General features: G+C 53.7%; 16 protein-coding genes. 10 read left to right on the top strand and 6 right to left on the bottom strand.

Annotated elements, in window-relative coordinates:
* The first annotated feature begins 21 nt into the window (after positions 1-21).
* Positions 22-1,332, top strand: coding sequence for a VasL domain-containing protein (locus ACF8PE_RS14020; protein ID WP_191152584.1), 1,311 nt, complete (start codon positions 22-24; stop codon positions 1,330-1,332).
* 137 nt (positions 1,333-1,469) lie between these two features.
* A complete protein-coding gene (locus tag ACF8PE_RS14025) occupies positions 1,470-1,949 on the top strand; it encodes a hypothetical protein (RefSeq protein ID WP_059307758.1) in 480 nt (159 codons plus the stop codon).
* A gap of 34 nt (positions 1,950-1,983) precedes the next feature.
* Here ACF8PE_RS14025 and ACF8PE_RS14030 read toward each other — a convergent pair whose 3' ends face one another.
* Both ACF8PE_RS14030 and ACF8PE_RS14035 read right to left on the bottom strand, forming a co-directional pair.
* The gene (locus tag ACF8PE_RS14030) at positions 1,984-2,550 is read right to left on the bottom strand and encodes a DJ-1/PfpI family protein (RefSeq protein WP_032611088.1); all 567 of its coding nucleotides are present in this window, start codon (positions 2,548-2,550) and stop codon (positions 1,984-1,986) included.
* 44 nt (positions 2,551-2,594) lie between these two features.
* On the bottom strand, positions 2,595-3,827 hold the full coding sequence (locus tag ACF8PE_RS14035) for a sensor domain-containing diguanylate cyclase (RefSeq protein ID WP_059307759.1): 1,233 nt from the start codon (positions 3,825-3,827) through the stop codon (positions 2,595-2,597).
* 28 nt (positions 3,828-3,855) lie between these two features.
* On the opposite strand from ACF8PE_RS14035, the gene ACF8PE_RS14040 reads away from it, so the two are divergent.
* The 5 genes from ACF8PE_RS14040 (at position 3,856) to dbpA (ending at position 8,561) form a co-directional block, all read left to right on the top strand.
* Entirely contained in the window at positions 3,856-4,074 is a 219-nt protein-coding gene (locus ACF8PE_RS14040; RefSeq protein WP_144882818.1) for a hypothetical protein, read from the top strand.
* A 508-nt stretch (positions 4,075-4,582) separates the two neighbouring features.
* Complete coding sequence (locus ACF8PE_RS14045; RefSeq protein ID WP_059309099.1) at positions 4,583-5,551, top strand: methyl-accepting chemotaxis protein; 969 nt, start codon at positions 4,583-4,585, stop codon at positions 5,549-5,551.
* Positions 5,552-5,720: 169 nt separating this feature from the next.
* Positions 5,721-6,704: a zinc transporter ZntB gene (zntB, locus tag ACF8PE_RS14050; protein WP_392494996.1), complete on the top strand. Its 984-nt coding sequence runs from the start codon at positions 5,721-5,723 to the stop codon at positions 6,702-6,704.
* Between the two features lie 281 nt (positions 6,705-6,985).
* Positions 6,986-7,159 (top strand): hypothetical protein, encoded by a 174-nt coding sequence (locus tag ACF8PE_RS14055; RefSeq protein ID WP_275891611.1) that lies wholly within the window; start codon positions 6,986-6,988, stop codon positions 7,157-7,159.
* 28 nt (positions 7,160-7,187) lie between these two features.
* Positions 7,188-8,561, top strand: a complete 1,374-nt coding sequence (gene dbpA / locus ACF8PE_RS14060) for an ATP-dependent RNA helicase DbpA (protein WP_155166864.1) — start codon at positions 7,188-7,190, stop codon at positions 8,559-8,561.
* Positions 8,562-8,607: 46 nt separating this feature from the next.
* On the opposite strand, the gene ttcA is transcribed toward dbpA, so the two are convergent.
* Entirely contained in the window at positions 8,608-9,543 is a 936-nt protein-coding gene (gene ttcA / locus ACF8PE_RS14065) for a tRNA 2-thiocytidine(32) synthetase TtcA (protein WP_032611080.1), read from the bottom strand.
* 257 nt (positions 9,544-9,800) lie between these two features.
* On the opposite strand from ttcA, the gene ACF8PE_RS14070 reads away from it, so the two are divergent.
* From ACF8PE_RS14070 to ACF8PE_RS14080, 3 genes are all read left to right on the top strand, one after another.
* The gene (locus ACF8PE_RS14070) at positions 9,801-9,878 is read left to right on the top strand and encodes a hypothetical protein (protein ID WP_223263916.1); all 78 of its coding nucleotides are present in this window, start codon (positions 9,801-9,803) and stop codon (positions 9,876-9,878) included.
* A 228-nt stretch (positions 9,879-10,106) separates the two neighbouring features.
* Positions 10,107-10,613 carry a hypothetical protein gene (locus tag ACF8PE_RS14075; protein WP_032611078.1) on the top strand — a complete coding sequence of 169 codons (507 nt, stop codon included), beginning with the start codon at positions 10,107-10,109 and terminating at the stop codon, positions 10,611-10,613.
* Positions 10,614-10,706: 93 nt separating this feature from the next.
* Positions 10,707-11,120 carry a GFA family protein gene (locus ACF8PE_RS14080; protein ID WP_032611076.1) on the top strand — a complete coding sequence of 138 codons (414 nt, stop codon included), beginning with the start codon at positions 10,707-10,709 and terminating at the stop codon, positions 11,118-11,120.
* A 45-nt stretch (positions 11,121-11,165) separates the two neighbouring features.
* Here the strand turns inward: ACF8PE_RS14080 and ACF8PE_RS14085 are convergent, their stop codons facing one another.
* The 3 genes from ACF8PE_RS14085 to nifJ form a co-directional block, all read right to left on the bottom strand.
* A complete protein-coding gene (locus tag ACF8PE_RS14085) occupies positions 11,166-11,378 on the bottom strand; it encodes a KTSC domain-containing protein (protein WP_032611075.1) in 213 nt (70 codons plus the stop codon).
* A 177-nt stretch (positions 11,379-11,555) separates the two neighbouring features.
* On the bottom strand, positions 11,556-12,665 hold the full coding sequence (ompC, locus tag ACF8PE_RS14090) for a porin OmpC (RefSeq protein ID WP_392494997.1): 1,110 nt from the start codon (positions 12,663-12,665) through the stop codon (positions 11,556-11,558).
* Positions 12,666-13,065: 400 nt separating this feature from the next.
* Complete coding sequence (nifJ, locus tag ACF8PE_RS14095) at positions 13,066-16,590, bottom strand: pyruvate:ferredoxin (flavodoxin) oxidoreductase (protein ID WP_289896932.1); 3,525 nt, start codon at positions 16,588-16,590, stop codon at positions 13,066-13,068.
* Positions 16,591-16,789: the final 199 nt, after the last annotated feature.

Consider the following 16,789-nt stretch of genomic DNA (forward strand, 5'->3'; position numbering starts at 1 on the left):
ATTTTTCTGACAGAAACTACCATGACAACCTCCCCTGAACGCCACCTCAAAACCGGTGGAGATCCGCGCGCGGTTGCGGATTACGTCGCCCTGCGCGAAGAAATGAGCAAACTGACCCATCCGGCTCGCCCGGATGTGGACTGGCCGTATGCCGAAAAACTCTGCCTGTCGCTGTTTGAACAGAACGGTGTGGAGCTGCAGACCGCCGCCTGGTATACGCTTGTCCGCACACAACGTGCCGGAATGTACGGATTGAATGAAGGGCTGGCGATACTGGCAGCATTGGTCTCCCGGCAGTGGGAAAACCTCTGGCCGCGGCCAGTAAATGCGCGGATGGAAATCCTGCGCAGCCTGAGTAAACGCCTTCAACAGGTGATGCGCACGCTGCCTCTGACACGCAGTGATCAGAGCCAGCTCTACCAGGTGGAAGCGCACCTGAAAGCACTGGAAAAGGTATTACAGCACCTGGAGTTGAAGCATGTCAGTCAACTGGACGCGCTGCTAACGCAAGTGCACAACGCGGCGGTGCGGCTGGAGAATAGCGCCCATGAGACAGTTGAAACGGAGGAGACTGTTATCCCGGATACTGCCATCGACCCGCCGGATAGAACAAAATGGGTGTATGTCGCGCAACGCGATAGTGACGCTGTGACAGTACCATCGCAGCCCACAATACCCTGGAAGCCTTTTGCCGCCGGGATGCTGACCATGCTGGTGGTGGCAGGTGCAGCGGTCTGGGGATGGCAGGCAATGCACCAGCCGGATCCGGTTCAGGCGCAATTTACCGCCTCGCTGGCACCGTTACCCGTTGCGCCTTCCCCGGCGCAGTTGCAGGCAATGCAGAATAACCCTCTGTCAGCGGAAACAGGTCTCAGCCAGACGGCACAGCAGTTAGCGCGGCTGGCTCAACTGAAACCCGATTGGGTCGTAAGCTATGGCGGGCAACTGGTGCAACAGGCGTTAACTCTGTGGCCGGAACAGGCAAAACCGCTGGCGCTACAGTGGCAGCAGCAGATTGCGGCACAGGCACTACCTTCAGAAAATCTTAGCGGCTGGTATCAGGGGATGACGCGGCTGCAACAGTTAGCGAATCAGCTCAATGCGCTGGATGAAAAGCGCGGCAAGTATATGACAGTCAGTGAACTGAAATCGCAGGTATTTACCATCATGCAGTCATTTAATCGCGCTATTCCAGTGGAAGAACAACTCCGCCAGCTGTCCGCAGTAAATGATGAGCAGCCCCGGCCAGTAGCACAGCAGAATCTGGCGGAGCTGCATCTGCAACAGCTTATCGCTCGCTATGCGCTTCTGAAGCAAAAAGCACTTGATTGAATATGATGCATTTTCGCGCCCAGAGTAAGTGGTCAGGGAAAAGGCGAGAGCGAAAAGAAAAAGAAGAAAAGGGTGGCTAAACGCGTGGTGCGCTAAAGCCTGGTGAACAAATTAATACGGTAACTCATGGAGTCAGAGTGTCAGCCAAAGATCGTTTTTTTAAAAAAGTGCAGCGCAATAATAGTATTGTAACATTTGGCCAAAAATCGGCTGAAGCAGAAATTCGGGAGTTCACCTCAAGAATGGATGACCTTGCGGATCAGATTAGCCAGTGGTTCGCAGGCACTGCCATTGGTGTCACGTTATCGACAAAATATCTCCATGATTTGAGTACGGTTGGCTATAGCCTCAGCAGCGGCATATGCCGTTATGATATTACTACCATACACTTACAGAACGGCGATCGCTTTGTGCGCATTATCCCTGAACAGCTCTGTAAGGGCACGGAGTTGGGCTTTGTAATAATGCATGTCGATGCGCCCGGTATCCATCAGGTATTTTATTTGAGCATGGCACCTGAAGCGGGCTGGTTTATCCGAGGCGAGCATCAGAGCCCAAAGGATAATGCAATCATGACCGAGGAGCGTTTTTTCAGGGCTGTAGACAGGCTGGCCTGAAACCGACGAGCCTGTCCAGGGTTTCACTATCGATTTATCTCTGCAACAGCTCGGCAAATTTCGCCAGCCACTGCGGATGCGCGGGCCAGGCGGGGGCGGTGACCAGATTGTCATCAACGTACGCTTCATCGATGCCAATGTCAGCATAATACCCGCCGCTAAGTCGCACTTCCGGCGCACAGGCAGGATAGGCGCTACAGGTTCGTCCTTTCAGCACATCCGCAGCGGCCAGGAGTTGCGCGCCGTGGCAGACCGCGGCAATAGGTTTGCGTGCCTGATCAAAAGCCCGCACCAGTTCGAGGACTTTTTCATTCAGGCGCAGATATTCAGGTGCTCGTCCACCGGGGATGAGCAGGGCATCATAATCCTCTTCTTGCGCCGCAGCAAAATCGGCATTAAGAACAAAGCGGTGGCCGGGTTTTTCACTGTAAGTCTGGGCGCCGTCAAAATCATGGATCGCCGTCATGATAAAGTCGCCTTTGGCTTTGTCAGGACAGACGGCGTCAACCTGATGACCAATCATCTGCAGTGCCTGAAACGGCACCATGGTTTCGTAATCCTCCGCGTAATCTCCGACCAGCATCAAAATTTTCTTGCTCATCTTAACCACTCCTCAAGGAATAAATGGAATGACAGATGGCGGCATCACGCCGCCAGCACTTTATTACGACCATCATTCTTGGCGCGATACAGGGCATCGTCCACGCGCTTAAAGAGATCGTCAATACTCTCATCCGGGTTATGCCGGGCTACCCCAATGCTAACGGTGAAGCGGGGCAGGCCCGGGATAGCAATGCGGGCAATCGCCACGCGCAGGGTTTCAGCGATCTGCATCGCGGCGTCCAGTGACGTGCGCGGCAGCAGCAGCACAAACTCCTCGCCACCCCAGCGGAAAACGTAATCGTCTTTACGACAACAGATTTCCAGCGTGCGCGAAAGAGCAATCAACACCTCGTCGCCTTTTTGGTGCCCAAACATGTCGTTGATGCGCTTAAAGTGGTCCGTATCCACCAGCAGAAGGCTGAACTCCTGCTGGGCCGGAAGGTGGTTCGGTGAGGTGTGATCGGTGAGGTGATAAAACTGGCGGCGATTGAGCAGGCCGGTTAACGAATCGCGTAGCGCAGCGTGTTCAAGCTCCTGCTCAAGCCGTTTTTGCTCGGTAATATCATGAATGATGCAGAGCATCAGTTTATCACCGTAGATTTCAATGGGGCCGGCATAGGTCTGTACGTGTCGGGTGGTGCCGTCCGCGAGGCGATGGATAAAGTTAAGCGGCTTATGCCCCCCAGGCAGACGCGCGATCTCGGTCATCACCGGCAACACGTTGCGCCCGAGCGTATTGATCTCCCAGGTGTGTTTGCTGCACATCTCCTCATGGGTATAGCCATAAAAATTGAGCGCCGCGAGATTGGCATCGACCAGCAGGCCGTCCCGGGCAGGATCGATTAACAGCATTGGTGCACTGTTGGTCTGGAAAAACCGGGCATAGAACCCCTGTTTTTTGCGCTGATAGGTGCCCGAACTGGTGGCTTTAAGCCCCTGTACCGGCTGGCGGGCAATACCCTCAAAAATAATCACCTCGCCGCAGGTATCAAAAACAGCCAGCGAGAGCCGACAGCTGAGGCTGGTCTGCTGGTGATTAACCAGCACGCTCCAGATTTCGATGATCTCTTGTTGGGTTTTTAAATCGGGCACATACATCGCAAGCGTCGCCTGCGCATGTGCCGAGCAGACGCCTTTGCGCAGACTGTCCAGCGTCGCGTCCTGCATAATTTTTTTTGCTGCCGTATTGGCGAACAGGAGATCCTCCGTAACCGGTGATACGACCCATATGGGCGTTTTAAGCATATCCAGTGCAGCAAACCCTGTAGAAGACATAGCTCAGTCTCATTTATCAGAAAGTTAAATGTCTGAGATCCACGGCGGAGCGGCACGCGTGGGCTTCTTTGAAACATACTCTACTTCATACCGTCAGGCAGGATTTTTTTGTGATATTCGTATGAAATTCGTATTAATTTTACCAACTGGAATAGTTTTATTAATCGCTTCTGTGACAGCGTTAATAAATAAATTTTCTCTTCTGGTTGCTGAGGAAAAGCGCCGTGTTATGCAAAAATATTTCTAGTATCGGATTAACGTTGAGAAAACATTAACGCTTTTTTCATTAAAACCGTAAAAACTAATGTGCGATAAAAAGGTTTAAGCCCGGCTAATCAATACTGCTTCAGAGTGATCGTGCAGCTTAAGTATCACGTTTGCCAGAACAACAATAATTCATTGCATAGAGAGCTTAACATTGCGTTTATTGGACTTTAATGCGAATGCTTAGCCATTCATAGGTGTTTAATGTCACTTTAAGTTAAATTGTTAGCCCTTTAAGGTTAATGAATAGTCTTGATGAAATGAGGGTGAAAAATAAAAAGCAGAGTGTTATATATTCCATATCGTCTGAAAATTCCGTCGTGGTATATATTATGCTCAGAAACATTAGCGTAAGAACGTTTATTCTTTCTTATCTGGCGGTTGTGCTTCTTTTAATTGATGGACTGGTCTTTTTTTTAGCGCCGCAAACATCTCTGTTAATTTCACTTAATCTTTTGTTTGTCGTCGCGTTTGTGTTTCTGCGGGTTTACATGACCCTGTATCTGGTGGTGCCCATCAATACGGTGAAAAGAAGTATTGAAGAGGTGGTGGCCGGTAATCTGGGCGTCACCATCCCCGAATTTGGTGATAACTGTGCTGGCCGACTGATTCCGGGTATCAACACGTTGTCGCACAACATCGCCACCCTGGTGCGTGAGATCCGCTCCTCCTCCGCCACCGCAATGCGTCTTTCTGAACAGCTGGCCGCCCGTAGTTCGGCGCTGGCGGCGAAAACTGAGCTGCAGTCAGCATCGCTGATCCAGACCTCTGCCAGTATGGAGCAGATGGCCGCCACCACGAAAAATACCGCTGATAACACTCGCCTCGCCAATGAGAAGGCAAATGTGGCAACTCAACAGGCAAAAAAAGGCGGCGAGCTGATGGGGCAGGTTGCTAACAATATGCTTTCCATTACCGAATGCGCCCAGCAGATGACCGAGATCATCACCATGATCGACGGTATCGCGTTCCAGACCAATATTCTGGCACTCAATGCGGCGGTCGAGGCGGCCCGGGCAGGTGACCATGGTAAAGGCTTCTCTGTCGTGGCCGGGGAAGTGCGCAGCCTGGCGCATCGCAGCGCCGAGGCGGCAAAAAGCATTAAATCCCTGATCGCCGTGACCAGTAGCAACGTCAGTCAGGGCGCAATGGTAGTGGCCGAAGCTGAAAAGAACATGCACGAGATCGTCAGCGGTTCCGGGCAGGTCAGTAAGCTGATGGATGAGATTTCTACCTCGACGTATGAACAGGAAAAAGGCATCGCGCAAATCACCCAGGCGTTAACCGATCTGGAAAACGTGACCCAGAGTAACGTGGGGATGGTGGAAGAGCTGTCTGGCTCTTCAGCGGTACTGAAAAATCAGGTGGATGAATTGCAGGCCCGCACGCGAAACTTCCATCTGGAACCGGCATCCTCTGCGCCGTTGTTCGACGGGCAACTCAGCCCGGCGCGTACCTGACAACGCATCCGAGATAACAGCCTGGTTCGCCAGGCTTTTTTGTGAGCCAGCCAGGGTTCAGGAATAGTCTCTTTTATGAATAAATTCAGCGCGATGGACCGGTTAATGGTTGCTTAACCTGCCTGGGTGACTAGACTGACAGCAAAGAACAGCTACTGGCGGAGGCGCTGTGGAAGGCATAAAAGGATCGGAAGTTAACGTTCCTGACGCAGTTTTTGCGTGGTTACTTGATGGCAAGGGCGGGGCGAGGCCCCTCACGAACAACGATACTATCGATCAGCAACATCCTTGCTGGCTGCACCTGAATTATACCCAGCCGGAGAGCGCTCACTGGCTGGCCTCAACCCCGTTATTGCCTAACAACGTGCGCGACGCGCTGGCCGGGGAAAGCCTGCGCCCGCGCGTGACCCGCATGGGCGAGGGGACGCTCATTACCCTACGTTGTATCAATGGCAGCACCGATGAGCGGCCGGATCAGCTGGTGGCGATGCGCCTCTACATGGATGAACGGCTGATTGTCTCAACCCGCCAACGAAAAGTGCTGGCGCTGGACGATGTTGTCGGGGATTTAAAAGAGGGCACAGGCCCGGAAGACTGCGGTAGCTGGCTGGTGGATGTCTGCGACGCACTCACCGACCATGCCAGCGAGTTTATCGAAAAGCTGCACGATAAGATTATCGATCTCGAAGATAACCTGATCGATCAGGTTATTCCACCTCGCGGATTTCTGGCGCTGCTGCGTAAGCAGCTGATCGTGATGCGCCGCTACATGGCCCCGCAGCGCGATGTCTATGCCCGGCTGGCGAGTGAACGTTTCCCCTGGATGAATGACGATCAGCGCCGCAGAATGCAGGATATTGCCGACCGACTCGGGCGTGGCCTGGATGAAATTGACGCCTGTATCGCCCGTACGGCGATCATGACCGATGAAATCGCCCAGGTCATGCAGGAGTCGCTCTCCCGCAGAACCTACACCATGTCGCTGATGGCGATGGTGTTTCTGCCCAGCACCTTTTTAACCGGGCTGTTTGGCGTCAACCTGGGTGGCATCCCCGGCGGGGAGTTCCGCTTTGGTTTTTCGCTGTTCTGTATCATGTTAGTGATTTTAATTGGCGGTGTTGCGTGGTGGTTACATCGTAGTAAATGGTTGTAAATTTACACTATTTTTAGGTTTCCATAGACCTGAAACGCTATTTTAATTGAGCGAAGTCAATAAACTGATTACCCATAAGGTGCAATATTCCTTCCGCAGGTGAATGCAACGTCAAGCGATGGGCGTTGCGCTCCATATTGTCTTACTTCCTTTTTTGAATTACTGCATAGCAAAATTGATTCGTACGACGCCGACTTAAATAAGTCGGCTTTTTTTTGCCTGCTATCCAGCAGCGACTACCCTAAAAGAGACAACCCGTTCTTCTGGAGGGTAATATGACCATGCTCTTAACACTGCTGCTGCAAACACGGCAATCGGACCCGATACCTACCGATCCGGTGCCCGTACCCGAGCCGATCCCACGCCCACAGCCGATGCCGGACCCGCCGCCGGATGAAGTCCCGATTAAAATGTCGCATCAGAGGCAGAGATCTGCGAGGATACGCGCCTGCTGACTGTGTGACTTTTACCGCGAGAATAACTGTGACTGCTTTTTCAACGCTGAACGTACTGCCTGCCGCCCAACTCGATAATCTCAACGAGTTGGGTTACCTGACGATGACCCCCGTACAAGCTGCCGCCCTGCCAGCGATCCTGGAAGGACGTGATGTTCGTGTGCAGGCGAAAACCGGCAGTGGCAAAACGGCGACTTTTGGTCTTGGGCTGTTACAGCATATTGATGCCAGCCTTTATAAGACGCAGTCGCTGGTGCTTTGCCCGACGCGCGAGCTGGCGGACCAGGTCGCGGCTGAGTTACGTCGGCTGGCACGTTTTCTGCCAAACACCAAAATTTTAACTCTGTGCGGCGGCCAGCCGTTCGGCGCCCAGCGTGATTCCTTGCAGCATGCGCCGCATATCATCGTTGCCACGCCGGGTCGTTTGCTCGATCACCTGCAAAAGGGGACGGTCTCTCTCGACGCGCTGCAGACCCTGGTGCTGGACGAAGCTGACCGGATGCTGGACATGGGCTTTAGCGAGGCCATCGATGAGGTGACCCGTTTTGCCCCGCCATCGCGTCAAACCATGCTCTTTTCTGCTACCTGGCCAGAGGCGATTGCCGCCATCAGCGGCCGTGTGCAGCAAAACCCGATCGCCATCGAAATTGATACTGTTGACGCACTGCCCGCGATCGAACAGCAGTTCTTCGATACCACCCAACGGGGCAAAATCCCGCTACTGCAAAAGCTGCTTAGCGTGCACCAGCCCGCTTCCTGCGTAGTGTTCTGTAACACTAAGAAAGATTGTCAGGCCGTGTGCGATGCCCTGAGCGAAGCCGGTCAGAGCGCGCTGTCGCTGCATGGCGACCTCGAACAGCGCGATCGCGATCAAACCCTGGTGCGTTTCGCTAACGGCAGTGCTCGCGTGCTGGTTGCGACCGACGTCGCCGCTCGCGGCCTGGACATCAAATCCCTGGAACTGGTGGTGAACTACGAGCTGGCGTGGGATCCAGAAGTTCACGTCCACCGTATCGGCCGTACGGCCCGTGCTGGTAACAGCGGTCTGGCCATCAGCTTCTGCGCACCGGAAGAGGCGCAGCGCGCTAACATTCTGGCGGAAATGCTGCAAATCAAACTCAACTGGGTGGATGCTCCGGCAAACGTCAGCATCGTGCCGCTGGCTGCCGAGATGGCCACGCTCTGTATCGACGGCGGGAAAAAAGCCAAAATGCGTCCCGGTGATGTATTAGGTGCGCTGACCGGTGATATCGGGCTGGACGGTGCTGATATTGGTAAAATCGCGGTGCATCCGGCGCATGTGTATGTGGCGGTGCGTCAGTCGGTGGCGCATAAAGCCTGGAAGCAGCTGCAAAACGGCAAGATCAAGGGCAAAAACTGCAAGGTTCGTCTGCTGAAATAAGCAGGCGGGGGAGAGCGTCTCAGCGCTGTGCTGAGACGCTTGACAATCACTTCACTTCAATCACGTTCAGACGCATCTCATCCAGCTGAGTGTCATCTTCTTCGGGCTGCCAGCCTGCTGGCTGCATCGGGATCTCTTCGCGATCAAATGCCAGATCGCCGCCGTTCACCACTTCTGAACCGTGCTTAATACCTTTGAAATCAAAGAGGTTGATATCGCTCAGGTGCGAAGGCACCACGTTCTGCATCGCGCTGAACATGGTCTCGATGCGGCCCGGGTAGCGTTTATCCCAGTCACGCAACATATCGCCAATCACCTGACGCTGCAGGTTCGGCTGGGAGCCGCACAGGTTGCACGGAATGATCGGGAAGGCTTTCGCCTCGGAGAAACGCTCGATATCCTTTTCGCGGCAGTAGGCGAGGGGACGGATCACAATGTGCTTCCCGTCGTCGCTCATCAGCTTCGGTGGCATGCCTTTCATTTTGCCGCCGTAGAACATATTCAGGAACAGCGTCTGTAAGATGTCATCGCGGTGGTGACCGAGCGCAATCTTGGTCGCGCCCAGCTCGGTGGCCGTGCGATAGAGAATGCCCCGACGCAGACGAGAGCAGAGCGAGCAGGTGGTTTTACCTTCCGGGATCTTCTCTTTAACAATGCCGTAGGTGTTCTCTTCGACAATTTTGTACTCAACGCCCAGCTTCTCGAGGTATTCCGGCAGGATATGCGCCGGGAAGCCCGGCTGCTTCTGATCCAGGTTGACGGCCACTAACGAAAAATTGACCGGTGCGCTTTGCTGAAGATTGCGCAGGATTTCGAGCAGGGTGTAGCTGTCTTTGCCGCCAGACAGGCAGACCATGATGCGGTCGCCTTCTTCAATCATGTTGAAATCCGCAATGGCTTCACCGACGTTGCGGCGCAGACGCTTTTGCAGTTTGTTGAGGTTGTACTGGTCTTTCTTAGTAATTTCTTGATTTTGCGACATTTAATAGTGGCTCAATTCGTTTATGGCTAAAGCCGCCCAGGCGGCCCACCGTTACGATGGGGGGCAGCAGGTCAACATGAAAAAGTATGGCGTGTATGGTACGGATTACGGCAGTGAATGTCAGCACGTTTTACAGCAAACGCCACGGCAAGTACGCATCGTCTTCCATTCCATGGGTTTTTTACCCTTTGCCGCCTGGCTGTGTTTTCGCAACACACGCTATAGTTGTAGTCCATCCACGAAAACGGGAGGTAGTCATGCTGTATGTTGAAAAAGATGACCCACGCGAGGCCCCGGAGTCGGGCGATAAAAAGCCCCAACCCGTCAAAAAATAGCTGACCGCGAGTCATGCCCACGCCACCGGCCTTCGCTGGTGGCTTTTTATTGCCTGCACCCCGGCCGTTTCACCATAACGGCGACTCAGTAAGTAGTGCTGTATCGACCTGGTTCACTCACTAAAAAGGCGCATAGGTTGTTGAAGAACAATTCTGTACGCTAGAGACGAGACAGGTACTGAAGACGATGGTCAGCAAAAACACGACTGATACGATGAGGTGCTAACGATGGGTAAACAGTGGCAATTACTGGTAAGTCTTTTTGTTTTGATAGCAGTGTTTTCATCCGCAAAGGCAAATACCACGGCGATGGGGCTGACATTAGGTAAAACCACGCTACAGCAGTTTATCAAAGCCTATCCTACCGCCCAGCACGAGGGGCGCAGTAAGTGGAGTGACGGCGATATTTTTTCTATTCCGAATAACGAGCTGGGATTAGAGGGCGCAAAAAATAACGCGGTTATCTTCAATACGGCGGGCAGGATCACCGCCATTATGCTTGAGCTGGATAAAACCCGCTTTGATGAGGTCGAGAGTATGCTGGAGCATAAATATGTCGCGGTGAAAAAACAGATCTCTTTCGCCGGGGACAAATACGCCAAATACCAGAATGAAAATGACTTAATTGAGCTTGATGCCCCGTATTTAGCCCCTGTTATGAAACTCACCTATTCAGAGCAACTCTTTCAGGAAGCCTGGCTGAAAAAGAGCGCGGAGGAATTTAGCCGCCGTTGATAACAGCGCTACAAGAGAGGCTGGCTTACACTTAGCCGGTACGCGGCGTTTTGCCGCCCGTGTAAGTCATGCTTATCGGAGAAGGAGTCTGTTATGGCGAACAAGGTTTCTGCGCAGTGTCACTGCGGCGCGGTCAGGTTTACCGTTGAACTCTCGGACGGGTTCAACACCATCCGGCGCTGCAACTGCTCGTTCTGCCGGATGCGCGGGGCGATCGCGGTCTCCGCGCCGTTATCCGGGATCAACATTATTCAGGGCGAGTCACTGTTGACCGAATACCGTTTCAACACTCAGGCAGCCGTACACTATTTTTGTTCGGTCTGCGGGATTTACACCTTCCACCAGCGGCGTTCAAATCCTGAGCAGTATGGCGTCAACGTCGCCTGCATCGAAGGCGTTTCGCCGTTTGATTTCCCGGAGGTGCTGGTGATGGAGGGACGTCATCATCCCAATGATGGTGGTGGGGGCGTGGCCGGCGTGCTGAGTTATCGCGAGACTGAACGCTAGCGCAGCCATTTATCAGGACAGGGAATGGGCACAGAGGATGTGCGTTCAGGTAATTTTTTTCGCTTTAAATTTGCCTTTCACCACCCCGTCATAGAAACGCCCCTTGGACACCACGTTCAGAAAATCGTTAAAAATCCGCACTGGCACAGACTGATATTGCCAGGTGCTATGATCCCGAAAACGGACTTCCAGTGTTTCGTTGCATTTATCATAGGCAATCGAGGCGATACGCGAAGATTTAACAGCATGATGATTCACAATAGCGATTCCTCTACAGCCGGGCAGACATGAGATTTATCTTGTCTCAGATGGTCAGGGCGGCGCAACTAAAAGTGTGCAAAAGAGGCGAGAGTAAGAAGCGAATATCTGAACGGATACAAAAAGAGAGATAAGAATATAAAATGTTAGCCCGCGTCGTAACGCGGGCTATTTTCATCAGAACTGATAAACCAGACCGACAGCCACGATGTCATCGGTGCCGATGCCATTGTCTTTGTAGAACTGATCGTCTTCGTCCAGCAGGTTAATTTTATAATCAACGTAGGTGGACATATTTTTGTTGAAGTAGTAAGTCGCTCCCACTTCAGCATATTTAACCAGATCCTTATCATCCTGACCGTTGCCCAGGTCTTTACCTTTAGATTGCAGGTAAGAGACCACCGGGCGCAGACCTGAATCAAACTGGTACTGAGCCGTCATTTCAACGTTCTGGGTTTTGTCCGCCACCGCGTCATCATGGTCGCCGTATGGGGTCATGTTACGGGTTTCGGAGTACATGGCCGCCAGGTAAATGTTGTTGGCGTCATATTTCAGACCGGTAGTCCATGCATCCGCTTTGTCGCCGCCTGCGCTGGTTTCGTTAATCTGCGCGTTAGTACGGTCAGAAGAAGCGTAGGCGGCGGCTGCGCTGATGCCCATACCAAAGTCGTAAGACGTGGAGATGCCGAAGCCGTCGCCGTTCTCATGACGCACGTCACGGCCGTTATTGGTGCCTTCGTTACCGTTACCGCTGCCTTCGTTGTTACCCTGATACTGCAGGGCGAAGTTCAGGCCTTCGACCATGCCAAAGAAATCAGCGTTGCGGTAGGTCGCCACACCGTTCGCACGGCCGGTCATAAAGTTATCCGCTTTGCTGTAAGAGTCACCGCCGAATTCTGGCAGCATATCGGTCCAGCCTTCCACGTCGTACAGAACGCCGTAGTTACGGCCATAATCGAAGGAGCCGTACTGGTTAAATTTCAGACCGGCAAACGCCAGACGTGTCCAGGACTGATTGTCAGAACCTTCGGTGTTGTTAGCCTGGATGTTATATTCCCACTGGCCGTAACCGGTGAGCATATCGTTAATTTGGGTTTCGCCTTCAAAGCCGAGACGGACATAAGTCTGGTCGCCGTCAGCACCGCTGTCGTCGGAGAAATAGTGCAGACCGTCAACTTTACCGTAGAGATCTAATTTGTTGCCGTCTTTATTATAAATTTCAGCGGCATGTGCTGCGCCTGCCATTAAAAGCGCAGGGATCATCAGAGCCAGTACTTTTCTTTGCATTGTGACTATTCCTTATGCTGTTTTTATATTTAATATTTTTAAACTTTCCGTGGAACTTTCTGCTTTGGAAAGTGGTCACATGCTAAATCACTCTTCCTTCCAGAGATAAAACATAATTGTTACCAATTAAGTGGAATCTCAAGTATTTACTGCCAGTGAAATAGTCATAAGTTCAGTGAATGAATTAATCAAAAGTATATAAAACAAAAATTACTCATTTGCCGATAAACTCAGTAAACTCAGGCCTGTTATATGCCTGCAGTATTTTTATCCATTTATTTAATAAATACGTTCAGATTCACATCTGTTATTTATTGCTAAACAGGATCGCCCGCCAGTACATTACTGGCGGGTTTTTTTATAGCCAATAAAAAGCCCGGACATGCCGGGCTGTAATAGGTTATTCGCTGGCCGTTTTTTCGGCTTTTCCGGCTAACTGCGCCAGGAAGTCGTAGCGTTTTTGCAGATCGGCCGCAGCATCTTTCCACAGCTGCTCGGCCACTTCAGGCTGTTGGGCGTTGAGGCGGCGGAAGCGTTGCTCCTGCATCAACGTTTCTGCCAGCGCATCTGACGGTGGTCGGGAGTCCAGCGCCAGCGGCAGTTTACCCTCATCTGCACGACGCGGGTCGAAGCGGTACAGCGGCCAGAAGCCGGTGGCCGTCAGCTGGCGCATCTGATCGTGACTCAGCGCCAGATCGTAGCCATGCTCCTCGCAAGGGCTGTAGGCGATAATCAGCGATGGGCCAGGATAAGCTTCTGCCTCCTGAATCGCTTTCACCGTCTGGTTGAGCTGCGCCCCTAACGAGATTTGCGCCACATACACATGACCGTACATCATCATGCTGACCCCTAAATCTTTGCGCGCCTTACGTTTACCGTGCTCGCCAAATTTGGTTACCGCCCCCAGCGGAGTGGCTTTTGACGCCTGGCCGCCGGTGTTGGAGTAACACTGGGTATCCAGCACCAGAATATTGACGTTCTCGGTCAGGCTGAGAACATGATCCAGTCCGCCAAAGCCAATGTCATAGGCCCAGCCGTCACCGCCAATCAACCAGATCGATTTCTCGACCAAGGCATCGGCATCGGTTAACAGCTGTTCTGCCCCTTCCACCCCAGTCAGATGCTGGCGCAGTTCCGCCACCTGCTGGCGACGTAGGTCAGGTGTCGCCTCGCTGTGCAGGGCGCTATTCAACTCAGCCGGGATCCGGTCGGCAAACTGTTCCAGCAGTCGCATCACGCGCACACGGTGCTGATCGACCGTCAGGCGGAAGCCCAGACCAAACTCGGCGTTATCTTCAAACAGCGAGTTCGCCCATGCTGGCCCGCGGCCATTGGCATCGGTGGTGTAAGGTGTGGATGGCAGGTTGCCGCCATAGATCGACGAACAGCCAGTGGCGTTAGCGATCAGCATCCGGTCGCCATACAGCTGGGTCAGCAGCTTGATATATGGCGTTTCGCCGCAGCCGGAACAGGCGCCAGAGTATTCGAACAGCGGGGTGATCAGCTGCGAGGTACGGATATCAATACGCTCGAGGCTGTTGCGATCGATTTCCGGCAGGTCGAGGAAGAAGTCGTAATTCACTTTCTCCTCTTCCACATGCTCAAGGCGCGACATCATATTGATGGCCTTGATCTCCGGGTTCTGGCGATCTTTCGCCGGGCAGACTTCAACGCACAGATTACAGCCGGTGCAATCTTCCGGGGCCACCTGCAGGACATATTTCTGGCCGCGCATGTCCCGGGATTTTACATCCAGCGAGTGCAGGCTGGCCGGGGCATGCTCCATCGCTTCAGGAGAGACCACTTTTGCGCGGATCGCCGAGTGCGGGCAGGCTGCCACACAGTGGTTACACTGGGTACACAGTTCCTCTTTCCAGATCGGGATTGCCTCAGCAATATTGCGTTTTTCCCAGCGGGTGGTACCCATAGGCCAGGTACCGTCCGGCGGCAGGGCAGAGACAGGCAGGGCATCACCCAGGCCCGCCAGCATCGCAGCGGTAACGGTTTTGACAAAGTCCGGGGCAGCGTCGGAGACCACCGGTGGGCGGTTCGGGCTGTGGGCATTCACCGGCTGCAACGGCACTTCCGCCAGCGATTCCCGCGCCAGTGCCAGCGCCTGCCAGTTGCGCTCCACCAGCTCCTGGCCTTTGCTGCTATAGCTTTTGGCGATCGCTCCCTGCAGTTCCATCAGGGCGCTGTCACCCGGCAGGATTTTCGTCAGGTGGAAAAACGCCATCTGCATGACGGTATTGATACGCGCCGCCAGGCCACATTCACGGGCAATTTTCGCCGCATTAACGATATAGAATTTCGCCTTTTTCTGGTTCAGCACCGCCTGCACTTCCTGCGGCAGCCGTCCCCAGACTTCATCGACGCTGTACGGGGTGTTAAGCAGGAAAATGCCCCCCGGCTTCAGGCGCTCGGCCATCTGGTATTTGTCGATAAACTGCAACTGGTGGCAACCGACGAAATCGGCCTGCGACACCAGATACGCCGAGCGGATGGGTTGCTCGCTGACACGCAAGTGAGAAACCGTCAGACCACCGGCTTTCTTCGAGTCATAGACGAAATAGCCCTGGGCATACCACGGGGTTGAATTACCGATAATCTTGATGTTGTTCTTGGTGGCCGACACGCTGCCGTCGCTGCCCAGACCATAAAACAGCGCTTCCAGTTTCGCGGTGGAGGGCAGGGTATTTTCCGGCAGCGTCAGGGACAGATTGGTCACATCGTCATAGATGCCAACGGTGAAGCGCGGCTTCGGCTTCCCGGCGCTCAGTTCGTTGAAGATGGCCAGCACGCACTCCGGGCCAAACTCTTTTGACGACAGGCCATAGCGCCCGCCAATGACCCGCGGCAGCGTCTCGCGCTCGCCGTTGTTAAAGGCTTCGGCCAGAGCGGTCATCACATCCAGATAAAGTGGCTCGGCATGCGCACCCGGCTCTTTGGTACGATCCAGCACCGCTACCGTCCGCGCACTCTCTGGCAATACCGCCAGCAGGTGTTTCGCGGAGAACGGGCGATAGAGGCGGACTTTCAGCACACCCACTTTTTCGCCCCGGCTCAGCAGTTCATCTACCACCTCTTCACAGGTGCCAATCGCGGAACCCATGATCACAATCACGCGCTCCGCCTGCGGATGGCCATAATACTCGAACGGTTTGTACTCGCGTCCGGTAGCGGCGGCAAAATCGGCCATCGCCTGATCCACATGGTCATAAACCGCGTTGTACCACGGGTTAGTGGCCTCGCGGGACTGGAAATAGGTATCGGGGTTGGCGGAGGTGCCGCGGATCACCGGATGCTCCGGGTTCAGCGCGCGGGCGCGGTGGGCGTCAATCTCGGCCTGCGGGAGCAAATTGCGGATGGTGTCATCGGAAATCGACACAATCTTGTTGATTTCGTGGGAGGTGCGGAACCCATCGAAGAAGTGAATAAAGGGCACCCGGCTTTTCAGCGTCGCCATGTGGGAGATGAGGGCGAAATCCTGCGCCTCTTGCACGCTGCCGGAACAGAGCAGGGCGCAGCCGGTCTGGCGCACGGCCATCACGTCAGAGTGATCGCCAAAAATTGACAGCGCGTGGGTGGCGATGGTGCGCGCCGCGACGTGGAGGACGAAGGGCGTGAGCTGTCCTGCCAGCTTGTACAGCGTCGGGATCATCAGCAGCAGCCCCTGCGATGACGTAAAGGAGGTGGACAGCGCCCCGGTCTGCAGCGCGCCGTGGACGGTAGCAATCGCTCCGGCTTCAGACTGCATTTCGACCACGCGAGGGACATCTCCCCAGACGTTCTTCAGCCCATTCCCGGCCCAGGCATCGGCCTGTTCAGCCATCGTTGAGCTGGGCGTAATGGGATAGATGGCGATCACTTCACTGGTGCGAAACGCGACGGACGCAACTGCGCCATTCCCGTCAATAGTTTGCATATGACACCCTTACATTGCGCAAAAAAAGAGGGACCCGTGACACATCGGCGAGTCCTGTAATTATCTTTTTATTTTAGCAAAGGCCCGCTGAAACGATTTTCGCTTTTGTGTCTTGCTTATTAATGCCATCAATGGTTTGATCAAACTTTTGCCTGAAACTGGTCTGCAATTTCGTTGACAGCGCAGAAAACCGCGCTTC

This window comes from Leclercia sp. GLN_9 (assembly GCF_043105735.1).
Taxonomy (GTDB): Bacteria; Pseudomonadota; Gammaproteobacteria; order Enterobacterales; family Enterobacteriaceae; genus Enterobacter; species Enterobacter adecarboxylatus.

What these genes read in the sequence shown, in the direction of transcription:
- ACF8PE_RS14030 (WP_032611088.1), bottom strand. Translation starts at nt 2,550, where the DNA reads ATGAGCAAGAAAATTTTGATGCTGGTCGGAGATTACGCGGAGGATTAC.
- ACF8PE_RS14020 (WP_191152584.1), top strand. Translation starts at nt 22, where the DNA reads ATGACAACCTCCCCTGAACGCCACCTCAAAACCGGTGGAGATCCGCGC.
- ttcA (WP_032611080.1), bottom strand. Translation starts at nt 9,543, where the DNA reads ATGTCGCAAAATCAAGAAATTACTAAGAAAGACCAGTACAACCTCAAC.
- ACF8PE_RS14075 (WP_032611078.1), top strand. Translation starts at nt 10,107, where the DNA reads ATGGGTAAACAGTGGCAATTACTGGTAAGTCTTTTTGTTTTGATAGCA.
- ACF8PE_RS14040 (WP_144882818.1), top strand. Translation starts at nt 3,856, where the DNA reads ATGTCTGAGATCCACGGCGGAGCGGCACGCGTGGGCTTCTTTGAAACA.
- ACF8PE_RS14035 (WP_059307759.1), bottom strand. Translation starts at nt 3,827, where the DNA reads ATGTCTTCTACAGGGTTTGCTGCACTGGATATGCTTAAAACGCCCATA.
- ACF8PE_RS14070 (WP_223263916.1), top strand. Translation starts at nt 9,801, where the DNA reads ATGCTGTATGTTGAAAAAGATGACCCACGCGAGGCCCCGGAGTCGGGC.
- ACF8PE_RS14045 (WP_059309099.1), top strand. Translation starts at nt 4,583, where the DNA reads ATGACCCTGTATCTGGTGGTGCCCATCAATACGGTGAAAAGAAGTATT.
- nifJ (WP_289896932.1), bottom strand. Translation starts at nt 16,590, where the DNA reads ATGCAAACTATTGACGGGAATGGCGCAGTTGCGTCCGTCGCGTTTCGC.
- ACF8PE_RS14080 (WP_032611076.1), top strand. Translation starts at nt 10,707, where the DNA reads ATGGCGAACAAGGTTTCTGCGCAGTGTCACTGCGGCGCGGTCAGGTTT.
- ACF8PE_RS14055 (WP_275891611.1), top strand. Translation starts at nt 6,986, where the DNA reads ATGCTCTTAACACTGCTGCTGCAAACACGGCAATCGGACCCGATACCT.
- ompC (WP_392494997.1), bottom strand. Translation starts at nt 12,665, where the DNA reads ATGCAAAGAAAAGTACTGGCTCTGATGATCCCTGCGCTTTTAATGGCA.